General features: G+C 54.2%; 14 protein-coding genes. 4 read left to right on the forward strand and 10 right to left on the reverse strand.

The features are described from left to right. Nucleotides 1-26 precede the first annotated feature (26 nt). From BEI65_RS11435 to uspA, 8 genes are all read right to left on the reverse strand, one after another. On the reverse strand, nucleotides 27-626 hold the full coding sequence (locus tag BEI65_RS11435; RefSeq protein WP_099063437.1) for an SIS domain-containing protein: 600 nt from the start codon (nucleotides 624-626) through the stop codon (nucleotides 27-29). After that, nucleotides 626-2263, reverse strand: coding sequence for an FGGY-family carbohydrate kinase (locus BEI65_RS11440; protein WP_099063438.1), 1638 nt, complete (start codon nucleotides 2261-2263; stop codon nucleotides 626-628). Before BEI65_RS11440 ends, BEI65_RS11435 begins: the two co-directional genes overlap by 1 nt. A gap of 13 nt (nucleotides 2264-2276) precedes the next feature. Further along, nucleotides 2277-3230, reverse strand: coding sequence for an ABC transporter permease (locus tag BEI65_RS11445; RefSeq protein ID WP_099063439.1), 954 nt, complete (start codon nucleotides 3228-3230; stop codon nucleotides 2277-2279). A 1-nt stretch (nucleotide 3231) separates the two neighbouring features. Continuing rightward, nucleotides 3232-4221, reverse strand: a complete 990-nt coding sequence (locus BEI65_RS11450) for an ABC transporter permease (protein ID WP_099063440.1) — start codon at nucleotides 4219-4221, stop codon at nucleotides 3232-3234. After that, nucleotides 4214-5713, reverse strand: a complete 1500-nt coding sequence (locus BEI65_RS11455) for a sugar ABC transporter ATP-binding protein (RefSeq protein WP_099063441.1) — start codon at nucleotides 5711-5713, stop codon at nucleotides 4214-4216. The genes BEI65_RS11450 and BEI65_RS11455 overlap by 8 nt, the downstream gene beginning before the upstream one ends. A 99-nt stretch (nucleotides 5714-5812) precedes the next feature. After that, a complete protein-coding gene (locus tag BEI65_RS11460; protein WP_085119918.1) occupies nucleotides 5813-6799 on the reverse strand; it encodes an autoinducer 2 ABC transporter substrate-binding protein in 987 nt (328 codons plus the stop codon). A 338-nt stretch (nucleotides 6800-7137) separates the two neighbouring features. Further along, nucleotides 7138-8481 carry an NADP-specific glutamate dehydrogenase gene (gdhA, locus tag BEI65_RS11465; protein ID WP_099063442.1) on the reverse strand — a complete coding sequence of 448 codons (1344 nt, stop codon included), beginning with the start codon at nucleotides 8479-8481 and terminating at the stop codon, nucleotides 7138-7140. 195 nt (nucleotides 8482-8676) lie between these two features. Continuing rightward, complete coding sequence (uspA, locus tag BEI65_RS11470; RefSeq protein ID WP_044554836.1) at nucleotides 8677-9123, reverse strand: universal stress protein UspA; 447 nt, start codon at nucleotides 9121-9123, stop codon at nucleotides 8677-8679. A 609-nt stretch (nucleotides 9124-9732) separates the two neighbouring features. Between uspA and uspB the strand changes: the two genes are divergently transcribed. Then, nucleotides 9733-10068 (forward strand): universal stress protein UspB, encoded by a 336-nt coding sequence (gene uspB, locus BEI65_RS11475; RefSeq protein ID WP_085119915.1) that lies wholly within the window; start codon nucleotides 9733-9735, stop codon nucleotides 10066-10068. Between the two features lie 74 nt (nucleotides 10069-10142). On the opposite strand, the gene pitA is transcribed toward uspB, so the two are convergent. Then, complete coding sequence (pitA, locus tag BEI65_RS11480) at nucleotides 10143-11645, reverse strand: inorganic phosphate transporter PitA (RefSeq protein WP_099063443.1); 1503 nt, start codon at nucleotides 11643-11645, stop codon at nucleotides 10143-10145. Nucleotides 11646-11946: 301 nt separating this feature from the next. Between pitA and BEI65_RS11485 the strand changes: the two genes are divergently transcribed. Next, nucleotides 11947-13146 carry an NAD(P)/FAD-dependent oxidoreductase gene (locus BEI65_RS11485; protein WP_099063444.1) on the forward strand — a complete coding sequence of 400 codons (1200 nt, stop codon included), beginning with the start codon at nucleotides 11947-11949 and terminating at the stop codon, nucleotides 13144-13146. A 60-nt stretch (nucleotides 13147-13206) separates the two neighbouring features. Here the strand turns inward: BEI65_RS11485 and BEI65_RS11490 are convergent, their stop codons facing one another. Further along, nucleotides 13207-14070 (reverse strand): helix-turn-helix domain-containing protein, encoded by an 864-nt coding sequence (locus tag BEI65_RS11490; RefSeq protein ID WP_099063445.1) that lies wholly within the window; start codon nucleotides 14068-14070, stop codon nucleotides 13207-13209. A 373-nt stretch (nucleotides 14071-14443) separates the two neighbouring features. On the opposite strand from BEI65_RS11490, the gene BEI65_RS11495 reads away from it, so the two are divergent. Together BEI65_RS11495 and BEI65_RS11500 are read left to right on the forward strand one after the other, a co-directional pair. After that, nucleotides 14444-14890: a nuclear transport factor 2 family protein gene (locus BEI65_RS11495; protein WP_099063446.1), complete on the forward strand. Its 447-nt coding sequence runs from the start codon at nucleotides 14444-14446 to the stop codon at nucleotides 14888-14890. 239 nt (nucleotides 14891-15129) lie between these two features. Beyond that, nucleotides 15130-17052, forward strand: a complete 1923-nt coding sequence (locus BEI65_RS11500; RefSeq protein ID WP_198404433.1) for an FAD-dependent oxidoreductase — start codon at nucleotides 15130-15132, stop codon at nucleotides 17050-17052. Nucleotides 17053-17057 lie beyond the last annotated feature (5 nt).

Raw genomic sequence — 17057 nt, forward strand, 5'->3', positions numbered from 1 at the left:
GGCTCAGCATGCTGAGCCCTGTTACCTTAATGCCCCTGCAGTAACCGTTTGCCGACATCCCCGCCTGGGTGTACCGCCAGCAGCGTTTCTTTGTTGTAGCCACTGCGTTCCATCAAACAGGCACAGGCCGCGTCGAAAATCGCCAATACCAGCACGATAGAGGTGGTTGCCAGCATATTCAGCGGATCTATCTCATTTTCTACCCCGGTGCGGATCACCAACTCTGCCGCCTGGGCGATTGCCGAATCCGGATTTTCCGTCACGCCAATCAAGGGCACGCCCTTGGCCTGTAGCGTCGGCAGCAGCCGGGTCAACTCGTCGGAATTGCCGCCGCGCGAAATCAGAATCATCAGGTCATCGCCGCGCAGGAAGCCCAGATCGCCGTGCGCCGCATCGGTGGCGTTCAGGTAGATGGCCGGCCGCTCCACGCAGGCCAGCATATGGGCAATCTTGCGGGCTGCGATGCCGGAGGTACCGACGCCGGTGACCACAATCTTGCCCCGACACTCCGCCAACCGGGTCAGCAGCCGCTGCCAGGTCTGCGCGTCGATGCGTTGACCCAACTGGGCCAACTCCCGGCTGTAGACCGCCCAGGCCTGTGTGGCTCGCTGCCATTCCTGCTGCATCAGGCTTCCTCCTGCATCAGTTGGCGGTATTTCATGTGGTCGTTATACAGCTCATGGAACACACGATATTTACGATCGTAATAGCGCTTGATCTTGTTGGTCTGCGGCGTCACGGTTTTGCCGATGCGGCTCATGGCGCTCATCGCTTCCGGCAGGGTTTCGAACACTCCGGCCGCCACGGTGCCCATCATCGCGCCGCCCAACAGCATTGCCTCGCTCTCTTCCGGCAGCAGCATGGCACAGCCGGTGGCGTTGGCATGTTCCTGCACGAAAATCGGGTTCTTGGTGCCGCCGCCGCTGGCCATGATGGTATCAATGCTGTAACCGCTTTGGTTCATGGTTTCGATAATATGGCGGGTGCCGAGCGCGATGGCCTGGATGGTCGCCAGATAGTGCAGCGCCATGTCTTCCGGGGTGCGTGACAGCTTCAGCCCGGTCAGGGTGCCGGTCAGCGTCGGGTTGGCGCGCGGCGAGCGGTTGCCGTGGAAATACGGCAGCATATGAATGTCTTTGGTCAGGTAGGCGATGTCCTCCGGCTCACCCGCCATACGACGCAGCAGGGCGTTCAGCACTTCATAGATGGTCAGGCCCTGCGTTTTTGCCTGCGCCAGCAACTCCTGATAACAAGGGTGCGATTGGATCATGTGGTCAATCAGTGCGCCGGTGGCGGACTGGCCGCCTTCGTTCAGCCAGTATTCCGGCAGAATGGCCGAGTAATACGGCCCCCACACGCCGGGGATAAAGCGTGCGGTGCGCGACATCGCCATATGTCCGGTGGAGGTGCCGCCGATCAGCGCGACGCGGCGATTAAAGTCCGCCACTTCACCGGAAACCCCGGTGGCACCCAGCGTGCCGAGGGTACCGGCGTGGGCATCAATGATCGACACGCTGACCGCGGTACCGGCAATCAATCCCATCTCACTGGCGGCGCGCTGGGTGAGGCCGTGACCGAGCGGTTCACCCATCATTTTGACGTCGCTGCCGATCTTGGCGGCATCGTGTTCCAGTACCTCTTCCAGCCCAATCTGTTTGAAATAGCTCTTGTCCCAGCGTTGTTCATGGCCGAGATAAGTCCATTTGCACACTGTCGAACACAACGAACGGGTGGCGTCCTGAGTGGCGCGCCAGGTCAGAAAGTCCGGCAGGTCAAACAGATAACCGGCGTTGGCCCAGGTGGTCGGCATATGCTGCTTCAGCCACAGCATTTTGGGGGTCTGCATTTCCGGCGAGATGATGCCGCCGACGAAATCCAGTACCCGGTGTTTGGTGGCATTTATGCGCTCGGCCTGGGTGATCGCCCGGTGATCCATCCACACGATAATGTTCTGCTCGGTACGGCCGGACGGGCTGACGGTCAACGGCTGACCCTCTTTGTCCAGCACCACCAGGGAGCAGGTGGCGTCAAAGCCCAGCCCTTTGACCTGGATCGGGTTGATGTCGGCCTGATTGACCGCATCACGTACTGCGTTGCACACCGCCTGCCAGATATTGTCCGAGGACTGTTCAACAAAGTCGGCCTTCGGGCGGTACAGATCGATGGTTCGGCTGGCCTGTCCGACCATGTGGCCGTTGAGATCGAATACCCCTGCGCGCGCACTCCCGGTGCCTACATCTACGCCAATAAAATAGCTCGCCATTATTTTTCTCCAGTCAGGCTTTTCGATTCTGTAATGCGATAAACAAGATCAGCACCGCACCCCACAGGGCCATGGTCAGATAGCTGCTGACGCCCAGCAGGTTGAGGCCGCTCTCCAGCATTTGCAGCACAATCAGTGCCAGCACCAGCCCGAGCACCCGGCCAAATCCGCCATCCGGGTTAATCCCCCCCAGCACCGAGGCCAGAATGGTCACCAGCAGATAGGATTCGCCGTAGCCGGCCTTGGCCGAGTTGAATTTGGCCATCATCAGCAGTGCCGCACCCCAGCCGAGCAGGGCCGACAGGATATACACCGCGATTTGCACCCGGGCGGTATTCACCCCGCTGAAACGGGTGGCCTGCTCGTTGGAGCCGACCAGATACAGGCTGCGCCCCAGCGTGGTGTGTTCCAGCAGCAGCCACAGGCCCACCGAAACCAGCAGGAACAGCAGCAGCGCCACCGGAATGCCGAGCAGGCTGCCGTTGCCGAGATACTGAATCGCCGCCGGGAAACCGGAGATCACCGCGCCATTGGACAGCAGAATGTTCAGGCCGGTGATCAGCGTCATGGTGCCGAGCGTGGCAAGGATCGGTGAAACGCCAACCCAGGCGACCAGCACGCCGTTAAGCGCGCCAATGGCGACGGCGACCAGTAACCCGGCCAGCAGCGCCAGCACCAGAAACAGCGGTTGATCCGGGTGGCTGACGATAACGGCCGCCATCACCAGCGAGCAGGCGTTGGCACCGGCGATAATCGACAGATTGATACCGCCGGTCAGCATGGTAATACCCATGCCCAGCGCCAACATGCCGAGGATCGGCAATTGCGAGGCGATCGACTGGAAATTACCGAGGCTGAAGAAACGCGATCCAAGCAGCCCGGCGAACAGCAGCGCCACGATGATAATGATCGCGCTTTGCAGGCGGATGATCCGATCGTTTGGGATCAGGCGGGTTAATGGGATCATGTCATAGCTCCTTGGCCAGCTTGCGTTTTTCATTCCAGGCGGTGCTGCTGATGCTGATCAAAATGATCGCGCCGCTGAACACCTGGTGCCAATAGGCCGATACGCTAAGCAGCGTCAGACCGTTCTGCAGGAAGGCCAGCAACACCACACCCAGCAGCGTACCGGTCAGCGAGCCGCGGCCGCCGGTCATGCTGGTGCCGCCCAGTACCACCGCCGCCAGTACCGTCAGTTCGAAGCCGAGCAGCGAATTGGGGGCCACCGACTGAGTGATCTGCGCCTGTACCACCGCGGCAATGCCAGCCAGAATGCCCATGTAACCGTAAACGTAGAAGTGCAGCCGCAGCAGGTTCAGCCCCAGGCGCGACGCCGCATCGCGGTTACCGCCCATGGCAAAAATCTGGCGGCCGAGACGCGTGAAGTTCATCAGCACGCCGGTGACGATAATCACTGCCAGCAGGCACAGCAGCGGCAGCGTCAGGCCGTAGTCATAGCCATCAGTGCCCTGGAACGAGAACCAACTGATGCCGTCCATAAACCAATCGGGGAACCCATACAGCCAGGTGCCGTTGGTGGCGTACACCAGCAGGCCGTAGAACAGGTTCAGCGTGGCGATGGTGATGATGATCGCCGGCACTTTCAGCCAGTAGACCAGAAAACCGTTCACCAACCCGAGCAGCAGACCGACGCCCATTGCCAGAACGAACGCCAGCGGGAAACCGCCGCCGTGCTGGATCACCCAACTGGCCATCACGTACTGGGCGATAGCGGTGATCGCCGGGAACGAAATGTCGATACCACCGGCAATCAGCACCACGAACAGGCCGCAGGCGAGAATGCCGAGAATGGCGTAGCTGGTGGCCACGTCGGTCAGGTTGCCCAGCGTCAGAAATTCGCTGGTGCTGACGCTCAGGCCGATGGCCAGCAGCAACACCAGCAGGCCAAGGTAAAACTCATGCCGCCCGGCCAGGCGGGCCAGTAATGACTTATCCATTCACCACCTCGGCGATCTGTTGTTCGGTACTGTGGTGCGGCGAAAACTCGGCGATCAACTCACCTTTGCGCATCACCATCACCCGATGGCTGTTGTAATAGGCTTCCGGGATCTCGTCGCAGATCATCAACACCGCCATGCCGAGTGCCGCCAGATCTTTGGCGATCTGGTAGATCCCCTCTTTGTTGGCGATATCTACCCCAACGGTCGGCGAGTCGAGGATCAGGATCTTCGGCTGCGTCGCTACCCACTTGGCGATGGCGATACGCTGGGCGTTGCCGCCGGACAGGGTTTTGACCGGCAGCGCGCTGTCGGACACCTTGATGTTCAGATCGCGGATCAGGCGGTTAACCAACCCGGCGGCTTTGGCATGATCCAGCAGCCCGAGCGGGGTATGCAGTTGATCAAACACCGTGACGATGGTGTTGTCGTAGATCGACTGCTCCATGATCAATCCCTGCGTCAGACGATCCTCCGACACATAACCGATGCCCTGGCGCACCGCTTCGCGGTTGTTGTGTAGCCGTACCGGTTGGCCGTCGATCCTGATCTCACCGCTGTCTGGCCGGGTCATGCCGAACAGGCTGAGGCACAGCTCGGTGCGCCCTGCGCCAAGCAACCCGACGATCGAAACGATCTCGCCGCCGTGCAGGGAAAGATTGATGTCCTGATATTTGCCACGTCGGCTGAGATTGCGCACTTCGAGTCGCGGCGCACCGTCGGCTTCTGCCCGTGGGGGTAACTGGCTGTAGTGAAAGCGTTGGCCCGTCATCAGGAACGCCAGTTCATGACTGTCCAGCTCACTTGCCGGGTAGGTGCCGACCAGCTTGCCGTCGCGCATCACGCTGATGCGGTCGGCGACTTCCATCACTTCATCCAGCCGGTGGCTGACAAACACCACGCAGATGCCCGCCGCTTTCAGTTCGTTGACCACCCGCAGCAGGCCGTTGACCTCCTGACGCGTCAGCGAGGCGGTAGGTTCATCCATGATCACCAGCCGCGCTTCGGCGGCAATGGCGCGGCAAATCGCCACCAGTTGCCGATCGGCAATCGACAGCTTTTCGACTTTCTTGTCGGGATCGATATGCACGCCGACGCGCGCCATGGCGTCCAGTGCCGTCTGACGCATTATCCGCTTGCGTACCCAGAAATGGCCGCCGGGCAGGTAGCGGTGAATGGCGATATTTTCCGCCACCGTCAGATTGGGGAATAAAGACAGATCCTGATAAATCACCTGAATGCCGTAATAACCGGATAGCTGCGGCGTCAGGGAATGAAACAGTTTGCCTTCCAGTGAAATATTGGCGCCTTTTTCCGGCTGGTAAACGCCGGAAATAATTTTAATTATGGTGCTTTTGCCACAGCCATTTTGTCCGGCCAGGCAGTGCACTTCGCCTTTATTTAGAGTCAGGTTGATCTGGTCCAGTGCCAGCACGCCTGGAAATTGTTTACTGATATTTTCCAGGCTGATAAATGCGGTGGATGTGGTCATAGCGTTAACCTGTGCAGGTTTTTATTATCGTCGGGCGCGGTGGGCTGCGCGCCGACGTTATTTAATGATTTTCCCGGTGTGGCGAAATATTACTTAAGGTTAAAAGCCCAGTGATTTGGCATTATCTTTGGTAACTTCAAGAATTTTATTAAACCGAATCACTTTCTTATCCATATCGACGTCGGCTTTACCCAAACCTTCGATCGACAAGTCTTTGGTCACTTCCTTGCCCTGCAACAGTTGGTCGGCGACGGTCACCAGCGCGTAGCCGGCATCTTTCGGGTCCCACAGCAGCGCTTTCTTGATGTCGCCGCGCATCAGGTAAGGTGCGGCTTGCGCCGGCATGGCAATACCCACCACGGCAATTTTGTCCTTGGCGCGCTTCTTGGCGACCGCCTGACCGGCACCGATCGGGCCGAGGGAGCCGAAACCGATAATGCCTTTCATCTGCGGATAGGTTTTCATCAAATCCAGCGTAGTGGCGTAGGATTTATCGATACTTTCCGCCACCGGCAGGCGCGAAGTCACTTCGAACATGTCCGGGTATTTGGCTTTCTGGTACTTGATGGCGGAATCCGCCCAGGCGTTGTGCAGCGGCACGGTCAGCGAGCCGACGTAAATGGCATAGCCACCTTTGCCGCCCATGTCTTTTGCCAGCTCATCGACGTTGGCTTGCGCATACTTCTCGCTGTCGATGGTTTCAATGTCCCACTGGCCAATCTGCTGGTCCGGGGATTCATGGGTCAGTACCACGATGCCTTTCTCGCGGGCCTTCTTCAGCACCGGTTCCAGTACCTTGGCGTCGTTAGGCACCACGATGATGGCGTTAACGTTCTTGGCGATCAGGTCTTCAATCACTTTGACCTGTGCTGCCGGGTCTGGGGTAGAAGGCCCGGTCTGGTAGGCATTAACGTCGAGCTTTTTCGCCGCTTCGTTGACGCCGACTTCCATACGGTTGAACCAGGGAATGCCGGTCACTTTGGCAACCACGGCGATCTCGTACTTTTCAGCAGCTAAGGCAGGTGTTGTTGATAACATGCACGCAGAAACCACACATGCATTTAATAATGCGAGGTTAAATTTCATTCGCTGTACCTTTTTTATCTGTAGGGGTGGTTGTTTTTCCACCTGAGCAGATTACAAAGGAAAGGAAGAGGGGGCGTAACCCGAATTTGAAAACTGTGAGCTGTGCACATTGAGGTAAAATTATAGCGATTTTTATGTTAATTAAATGTTTAATAATTTAGGGGTGGTAATTTTACCACCTAAAATCATCAGTTAATTAACAATATAACTCATATTGTTTTACATATTTGCAATGATTGGAGCGAAGGAACATCGCTTTTTGGCGGAAAAAATGCCGGTCTGAGCGCCGGCATTGAAACATTTAAGCAATGTGTGAACAACATCACCTTATTGAGTGATTACAGCACGCCCTGCGCCAGCATGGCGTCGGCAACCTTGACGAATCCGGCAATATTGGCGCCGTGTACGTAGTGAGTTTGCTTGCCCTCACCGCCGTATTCCACGCAGGCGTGATGAATATCCGCCATGATATGTTGTAAACGTACATCCACTTTCTCCGCTCGCCAGCCGATGCGCGCGGCATTCTGCGCCATCTCCAGGCCGGAGGTCGCGACCCCACCGGCGTTGGCGGCTTTGCCAGGGGCAAACAACACGCCGGCGTCCAGGAATGCGTCTGTCGCCTGAATGGTGGTCGGCATATTGGCGCCCTCGGCCACGGCTTTTACCCCGTTACGGATCAGCATTTGGGCGGCTTCCAGATCCAGCTCGTTTTGGGTGGCGCACGGCAGGGCGATATCCACCGGGATGCTCCATGGCTGCTGACCGGCCAGATAGGTCAGGCCGCGCTCGCGGGCGTAATCTTCCACCCGGCCATAGCGCTGATTCTTGATCTCCACCAAATGGGCCAGTTTTTCAGTGGTGAAACCGGCTTCGTCGACCAGGGTGCCGCCGGAGTCAGACACGGTGATGACGCGCGCATCCAGCTCCAGCGCCTTCTCAATGGTGTACTGCGCCACATTGCCTGACCCGGATACCGCCACCCGCATGCCTTCAAAGCCTAATCCGTGACGCTGCAGCATAGCGTCGGTGAAGTACACCAGGCCATAGCCGGTGGCTTCCGGGCGGATCAAACTGCCACCGAATGACAACCCCTTGCCGGTAAACACGCAGGCGGTGTTGTTGGACAGTTTTTTCATCATGCCGCTCATAAAGCCGACCTCACGACCGCCAACGCCGATATCTCCGGCGGGCACGTCGGTGTCTGGCCCCAGATGGCGGTACAACTCGGTCATCAGCGACTGGCAGAAACGCATGATCTCCGCCTGGCTTTTTCCTTTCGGATCAAAGTCCGAACCGCCTTTCCCGCCGCCCATCGGTAATGTGGTCAGTGCATTTTTGAAGGTCTGTTCAAAACCGAGGAATTTCAGGATCGATAAATTGACCGACGGGTGAAAACGCATGCCACCTTTATAGGGCCCAATGGCGGAGTTGAACTGCACGCGCCAGGCGCGGTTAACCTGTACCTGGCCGCGATCGTCCACCCAACTGACCCGGAACTGAATGGTGCGTTCCGGCTCAACCAAGCGCTCCAGCAGGGCGTATTCACGATAACGCGGGTTGCGCTCGATAAACGGCCACAGCGAGGTGAAGACTTCTCTGACCGCCTGTAAAAATTCTGGCTGATGAGGATTATGCTGTTGTAGTGAGGACAAGAATGATTCTACCGATAAGGCATGTTCCATGGATAACTCCTTTTGCATTAATTTTCCCCCACTATTTTTATAGATATTGGTATGGGTAAAGCGTGGGGAATGATGTTGTGTCTTTAGCGACTATATCACTGGAGGGCGGTTGATTATCAAGCGATTAATGATGGCGGAAGAACGAAAAACGCCCGCGGCTGCGGGCGTTGGGGACTAATGTTAGTGGGCGCTTACTTAATCTTCAGCTTTTTCTTCTTCGTCACGTAGCGGCACGATCAGCATGTCGATGTGCACGGTGTTGATCAACTGGCGTGCGGAGGACATCAGCTTGCTCCAGAAATCCTGGTGGTGGCCGCACAGGACCAGGTCCATATCGTATTTCTTGATAGCATCGACCAGCACCTGCGCCAAATCGCCGCTGCCGCTCAGGGTTTCGGTAATCGGATAGCCGGCGTTTTGTGACAGTTCGGTCAAGGCGTGATGCGTTTCTTCCGAGATACGTTTTTGCATATCGCCGAGATTAACGTCGATCAGGCCGGTATACAGGTCGGAATAGTTAACATCTACGTGGATCAGGGAAACTTTGGCGTTGTACGGACGCGCCATAGATACGGCTTTTTCTACCAGAATTTTGCTTTCTGGGGATAGGTCTACCGCGATCAGAATGTGTTTGTAAGCCATGAGAATACTCCTTCCATATAATGCCGATTAAAAGTTAGCAGGCATCAGCGTACCAGCCTGGCGCTTTAGGTTTCATTTTATCATTCAGATAACATAATGATATGTTGGGGCGATCACACTGCACCGCATCAAAAAATCTCTTTATCGCTACTCTGTCAGTTTTACACCCGCCCGGCAGAAAATCCTATCGCCCGTGGTGCTATTGGCAGGTTGACCGATTGAAATATAAGCATTCTTAAACAGAGTATAGTCCCAAATAGCCCATTGGGCAGGGGAAAAGGCCGTCAGCCATCAGTCAGGGCGGGAATCAGTTATAACCAATCGATAGATGACAAATTGGCGGGTTACGGTAAATTTTATCTACTGCTCAGGCCAGTTGCGTTTCAATAACCTACAATAATGAATATGGGCCTTATCATTACTCCTCTGAGCCAAACCTGCGCGATGTGCATCTGCATAACGATGGGTGACCTCCAGAGGCGGTGGGTTTTGCGCGGCCTGTGCGGTGCCAAGGGGATCGGAGCGGTAGGCTCCCGCAGTAATGGTATAGAGGTAGGGCAGTTGGACCCGGCGGAGCGCCGTGGATAACAACGCCTTGAGGAGGCAATCATGATCAGTACCGTCGCGCTGTTTTGGGCTCTGTGTGTGGTGTGTGTGTTAAACATGGTGCGGTATTACTCTTCTCTGCGCGCGCTGTTAGTGGTTTTGCGCGGCTGCGACCCGCTGCTGTATCAGTATGTCGACGGCGGTGGCTTCTTTACCGCCCACGGTCAGCCGAGTAAACAGATACGGCTGGTGCGCTATATCTTCTCGCAGCGCTATACAGAACATCACGATCCGGAGTTTATTCGCCGCTGTGAGCGGGTGCGTGGGCAGTTTATGCTGACCTCCGCGCTGTGTGGACTGGTGGTGATCAGCCTGCTGGCGTTGATGATTTGGTATTAAATCCGGCCGGTTTTTCCGACGACAGACAAAGAAAAGGCGGCCACCAGGGCCGCCTTTCACATGGAGCGAGCTGCTTAAATCACTTTAAGCGCCAACCAGTACAGTGAACCGGAAAGCAGAATCGAGATTGGCAGGGTCAATAACCAGGCCAACAGGATGTTCTTCACGGTTTTACTCTGCACGCCGCCGCCGTCCACAATCATCGTCCCGGCGACTGCCGAAGAGAGGACGTGGGTGGTGGAAACCGGCATACCGGTATAGCTGGCCACGCCAATCGACAAGGCTGCGGTCATCTGAGCCGACACGCCCTGAGCGTAGGTCATGCCCTTCTTACCGATCTTCTCGCCAATGGTAGTCGCAACGCGCTGCCAACCCACCATAGTACCGAGTGACAACGCCAGAGCTACCGCGACGATAATCCAGATCGGTGCATACTCAACGGTTTGCAGCAGATCCTGACGCAGGTTTTTCAGGAAGCGTTGGTCCTGGCTAGAGGTTTCCGGCAGTTTGGCGACCTTGTCCGCGGTATCCGTTACGCACATCAGCAGGCGACGCAGGTGGCTGCGTTGATCTACCGTCAGTTGATCGTAACTTTGCAGGTTGTTCAGCAAACCTGAGGCAAGCTGAATCGCCGGCATGGCGCGGGCACTGTCACAATGGAACTCGACGGGTTTATCCGGCGAGACGTCCTCATCCGGGCTTGGCACCAACGGAGTCAGAGCCACCACGTGTGACAGGGCGTCACTGTGCTGTTGGTAATATTGCTGCAGGTGGGCAACGGCATCACGCGTACGGGTGATGTCATAACCGGTTGCATTCATATTAAGCACGAAGCCGGCCGGAGCCACGCCGATCAGCACCAGCATAATCAGGCCGATACCTTTCTGGCCGTCGTTGGCGCCGTGCGAGAAGCTGACGCCGATAGCCGACAGGATCAGTGCGATACGGGTCCAGAACGGCGGCTTGCGTTTGCCGTCGACCTTTTCACGTTCAGCAGGCGTCATGTGGATACGCTGGCGTTTCTTGGTGCCACTCCAATAGCGGCGCAAGGCAAACACCATCAACCCGGCGACCATCATGCCAACCAGCGGCGAGATGAGCAATGACAGGAAAATACCAATCATTTTCGGTACGTTAAGCGCATCCACCACCGAAGTGTGGGTCATCAGTGCGTTGGTTAAACCTACACCAATAATTGCGCCAATCAGCGTATGGGAACTGGAGGCCGGCAGACCGAAATACCAGGTGCCGAGATTCCAGATAATAGCCGCCAGCAGCATGGAAAATACCATGGCTAATCCGTGTGCTGAACTGACGTTCAACAACAGGTCTGTTGGCAACAGGTGAACAATGGCGTAAGCAACACTCAAACCACCGAGCATTACGCCAAGAAAGTTGAACAAACCAGCCATCACGACCGCAAGTTGCGAGCGCATGGCACGGGTATAGATTACTGTAGCAACCGCATTGGCCGTATCATGAAAACCGTTAATGGCTTCATAAAACAACACGAACAACAATGCGAGAATTAACATCAGGCCGGTATGGAAATCCAGGCCAGCGAACAAATGCAGCATAAGCGTTACGCCAGTTTGTGGACATGAACGCCGCGCATTATCCGTGACAACCGGGGCCGGGGAAAAGGAAAATATGACGTTTTTTTGATTTAGATATGACGAAATGATGGCAGTGGTATGACAAAGATATGAAATATCAGTGCGTTATGCTGTCTTGCCCGTTGTAATATTTTCTTACTATGGTGTTGTCGGTGTCATGGCTTTACAATCTGCCGCCGTAAAGTTGCCGGTTACCGGTAGCGATTCGGCTTAATATGGCGGCCTTTTGTCGCGATTGTGATTTTTATTCAGAGAGGCGCAGGTGGAACAGTTTGATGTCGTGGTAATAGGTGCGGGCGCAGCGGGCATGTTTTGCGCGGCGCAGGCAGGGCAACTCGGTTGCCGGGTGCTGCTGCTCGACAACGGCAAAAAACCGGGCCGCAAAATCCTGATGTCCGGCGGCGGACGCTGTAACTTTACCAATATGTACACCGAACCGGCCGCTTACCTGTCGAATAACCCGCATTTTTGTAAATCGGCACTGGCGCGTTACACCCAGTGGGATTTTATCGATCTGATCAACCGCCACGGCATTGCCTACCACGAGAAAACGCTGGGGCAACTGTTCTGCGACGACTCGGCGCAGCAGGTGGTCGAACTGCTGGTCAAAGAGTGTGAGCTGGGTCAGGTGACAACGCGCCTGCGTAGCGAAGTGCTGGGCGTCGAAAAAACCGCCGAAGGCTTCGAACTGGCACTGAATGGTGAGAAAGTGAGTGCTCGCTCACTTGTGGTGGCCAGCGGTGGTCTGTCGATGCCGGGACTGGGGGCTACGCCGTTCGGCTACAAGCTGGCGGAGCAGTTTGGCCTGAAAGTACTGCCGACGCGTGCCGCGCTGGTGCCTTTTACGCTGCATAAACCGTTGCTGGAACATCTGCAGACCCTGTCTGGTGTCTCTGTGCCTGCGGTGATCACTGCCGAAAATGGCGTCAGCTTCCGCGAAAGCCTGCTTTTCACCCACCGTGGCCTGTCTGGTCCGGCGGTATTACAACTTTCCAGCTACTGGCAACCCGGTGAGTTTGTAAGCGTTAACTTACTTCCTGCGCTTGATCTGGCGGACTTCCTTAACGAGCAACGCCAGGCTCACCCGAATCAAAGTCTGAAAAACACCCTTGCGCTGCACCTGCCGAAGCGTCTGGTGGAGTGTCTGCAGACGTTAGGGCAATTACCGGAAGTCACGCTGAAGCAGTTGAACCCGACGCAGCAGTCTGAGCTGGTAGATACTTTGCAGAATTGGCGCGTGCAGCCGAACGGCACCGAAGGCTACCGTACTGCAGAAGTGACGCTCGGCGGTGTGGATACCAAAGAGCTTTCTTCCAAGACGATGGAGGCCGCCAAGGTGCCGGGCCTGTACTTTATCGGCGAAGTGGTGGATGTGACAGGGTGGCTGGGGGGCTATAACTTCCAGTGGGCCTGGAGCTCGGCCTGGGCCTGTGCTCAGGCTTTGGCTGTGCAGGGGCAATAAAGTCCGGCGAATGGCAATGTAGATTGCGCTGGTGCCAGCCGATGGGAGGCCTGGTGGTACTTACCTCCCAAGATTATTCCGCATAGCGGAAGGGGTCTGGCCAAAGTAACGGCGAAATTGGGTACTGAATTGCCCGGGTGAACTAAAACCGCACTGCAGGGCAATGGCGGTCAGTGTGAGTGCCGTTTGGGTGACTTGCTGACGGGCCCGCTCCAGGCGCCGTGATAAGACATATTGGTAGGGCGGCAGGCCAAAGTGTTGCCGAAAGGCACGAGAAAAATGAAAAATGCTCAGGTTGGCAATCTTCGCCAGGGCCTGCAAGGTAATATTCTCACCCAGGTTGTCTTCTATATAACTGGCCAGCAGTTCGCGCACCGGCCGGGAAAGAATTTCACGGTGTTGCCGGTCCGGTATTGCCGCGTGCTGATAACGTGCAGCTTCAGCCAACATGGCAATCATCAGTGAAGCGGCGTGCAGCTCGCTGTCACTTTGCTGCAGACCAAGGCATAACTGTTTAAGCACCGGGTTGCGCAGGTTTGCCCCAGGTTCAATGATCAGGCCTGCTTTTCCGCCAGGCATTAACTCAATCAACCGTGGTGAAATCGAGATTGCGGTATAGCTTAATGTGCCTTCGGCATAGCTCATGGCGTCAAAATCGCACCCTGATGGAATGATATCGGCGACCTGGCCTATAACCCGTGTTGCCGACGTGCGTTTTTGGTCGAACCAAACGTCACCGTTGATGGTGGTGCTGCCATCGGCCGAGTGATAACCGTCATAGACGATCAAGGTATGGGCTGGACGAACCAAACGTGCTTCATGAGGGCCGCTGACCCGCACGCGATCGACCCGTCCATACTCCCAACAACGTGAAGAACGCTCTAGTTCTTTTTCATCGGTATAAACTAATCCGTCAGATTTCATCCTTAACCTTCTCAATCAATGAAAGTAAATACCCTGCTATTTATTATGATTGCCTGCGCATTCAATAGCCTGATGTGGCGATTATGACCATTTTATTGGCGGCATTAGCAAATACTCTCTGCAGATATGATATTTCTCAATAAAAATAATGTTAATTTTAATTTCTTGCTGCTGGGATGATCTTTCTCGGGTTATATAGATTACATGATGTAATTTCACATTTGATCGGCGCTATATTTACAGCGTTTTTTTAAACTATAATTTATCTGCTGTGTAGGTGGTCGTATTTGTCGGAGTTTTCTTGCGGTGAAGGGACATCCCTGACTCAAGAGGATTTAGATGAACTTAATTCGCAATAATGAGGAAACGAATCATGCACCATAACGAGTTAAAACATGCCGCTGAGCTGATGAAAAAGATGTTGGATAACTTTGCCAATAATCCGGAAAAGATCATCGACTTGTTTGCTGAGGATGCTGTTATTGAGTTTCCTTTTGCGCCAGGTGAAGAATTTGGATTTCCTAAAAGAGTTGAAGGTAGGTCAGCGATTTTAAAATATGCCAAGGGCTTGCAGTCTGCGTTACGCGATTACAAGATTAATCCCTTGAGTGATTGGGGTTGTTACTCACTGAGTGGATCTAAAAAGTTTCTTTTCGAATACACCGGGGATGCAATTACGGTTCCTGATAATAAACCCTATCATCAGGACATACATGCGTTTGTAGAAGTCCACCATGGAAAAATAACGTATTTCGAAGAGTATTGGGACGGATTTTACGCGATGATGGTGTTTGGCGCGATAACAGTAAAGTCAGCCTGATAATTTAACAAAATCACATATTGCGCGTTATGTTTTAAATAACGCGCAATATTCATAATAAATAGCAATAATCATAAAGAACCCCATGAGTTTTTTCTTTCAAATCCCAATATTCCCTCCGGCCGTTAACAAAACAAACCAAAAATAACATATTGGAAAACAGGCACGCATAATCAAAAATAAAACTAACTATTTAGGGTTAAATGGCGCCAGGAATAATTAAATTAAGAAGACATATTATGTTTATCAAATTATTTACACCTGGCAAGATTGGCAATCTCAGGTTAGCAAACCGGATGATTGTAACCTCTATTTCAACCCTGACGGCCACCGATGAAGGTTATGCCACTGAGCAACTGATGGCCTATTTAGCGCGTAAAGCCCAGGGTGGATGGGCGATGATCATCACGGAGTATTATGCCATAGCACCACACGTCGGTTATTTCCCCCGGGCACTGGGGATTTGGAACGACGATCTGATAAAAAACCATACGGAATTGACACGGCGTGTACATCAAGCCGGTGCAAAGATTGCGGCGCAAATATCCCATGCAGGCAGAGAAATTTATCATGGGCACCCAAGAGAAAATGCCGTCAGTTCCTCAGCGCTGAAAGACGTTTATGGTGAGTTTAAACCGAGAGAGATGACCATCCCGGAAATCAAAAAAATCGTTTCTCAATTTGGTGATACGGCCAGAAACCTTAAAAAGGCCAATTTTGACGCAGTAGAAATTTATGCTGCGCATGGCTTCCTTATTTCAAACTTTTTGTCTAAATACACCAATCATCGAACTGATGAGTATGGCGGGAGTTTGAGAGATCGCATGCGGTTTCTGGAAGAGATTGTTAAGGACGTCAGGGCTAAGGTTGGGGAGGATTTTCCGGTATTGGTCAGGTTATCCACCAAGGAGTTTGTCCCCGGTGGGCTATCAATCGCAGAAACCCGGGTGATCGTCAAAAGGATGGAAGAACTGGGTATCGATGCCATCAATTGCTCTCAGGGCATTGTCACCGTCTCAAACAATATTGTTGAACCTTTCCAGGTGGGGAATGCTCCTTTCGTCGATATTGCCGAGGAAATCAAAAAAATAGTCAGTATCCCGGTGATCACCACCGGGCGGATTAATGATGCCGACCTGGCTGAAACTACCCTGTTATCAGGGAAGAGCGATTTTGTCGGTATGGCACGCGCCTCTCTTGCGGATCCCGATCTGCCCAATAAGGTATTGACAGGCCGCTGGGATGAAATCCGCCACTGCATTGGCTGTAATCAGGGCTGTATTGGTAACAATGTCCGTGGGGAAATCTGTCGTTGTATGGTCAATCCAGAAATCAATCGTGAATATCAGCTGGATCTGACTAAAGCCGTCGATAAGAAGAACATCGTAATTATCGGCGGCGGCATTGCCGGTTGTGAAGCCGCTATTACGGCCGCGCGAAAAGGGCACGACGTTACCCTGTATGAAAAATCAGACCGACTGGGGGGAACCTGGTTAATCGCCAGTTTACCTTTATCTAAAGGCGAGTTGGTGTCGCTGGTTAAATGGCAAATCAGCGAAATGAAACGCCTGAATATAACCATAAAGCTTAACTCAGCCCCTGAGGTGGAAGAGATTGTGGCGTTAGCCCCGGATAAGGTGATTATTGCCACCGGCAGCCAACCGATTTTACCGCCTGTTAGCGGGATTGAACGTCAAAGTGTTGTGCAGGCTAACAAGATATTAACGCAGGATGCGCCGTTTGGTGAGAATGTCGTGGTGATCGGCGGTGGCTCTGTGGGGGTAGAAACTGCCGAGTACATGGCCTTTTGCGGCAGTTCTATTACCATTGTGGAGATGCGCAATGAGATCCTTCCGGGCCTGGAGCGAGAAACTAAAATAGGCCTTAAAGAGGCTATTCGCCATTACCGTATGGATGTGATCAAATCGGCAAAAGTGGTCGGTATTGGCGATGATTATGTCGCCATTGAGAAAAACGGTAAACAGATCAGGCTGGATGATGTTGATACCGTAGTGGTGGCAGCAGGCTCCCGTTCGGTCAACAAACTGGAAACCCCGCTGAATGAGGCGGGGATTTTAACCCAGGTCATTGGCGATGCTAAGCAGGTGCGCAATGGCCTGGCGGCCATGCACGAAGGTTATCTTGCCGGCTATGGAGCATAAAGGCT

The organism is Serratia sp. BW106, assembly GCF_002607755.1.
GTDB classification, from domain to species: Bacteria; Pseudomonadota; Gammaproteobacteria; order Enterobacterales; family Enterobacteriaceae; genus Serratia; species Serratia proteamaculans.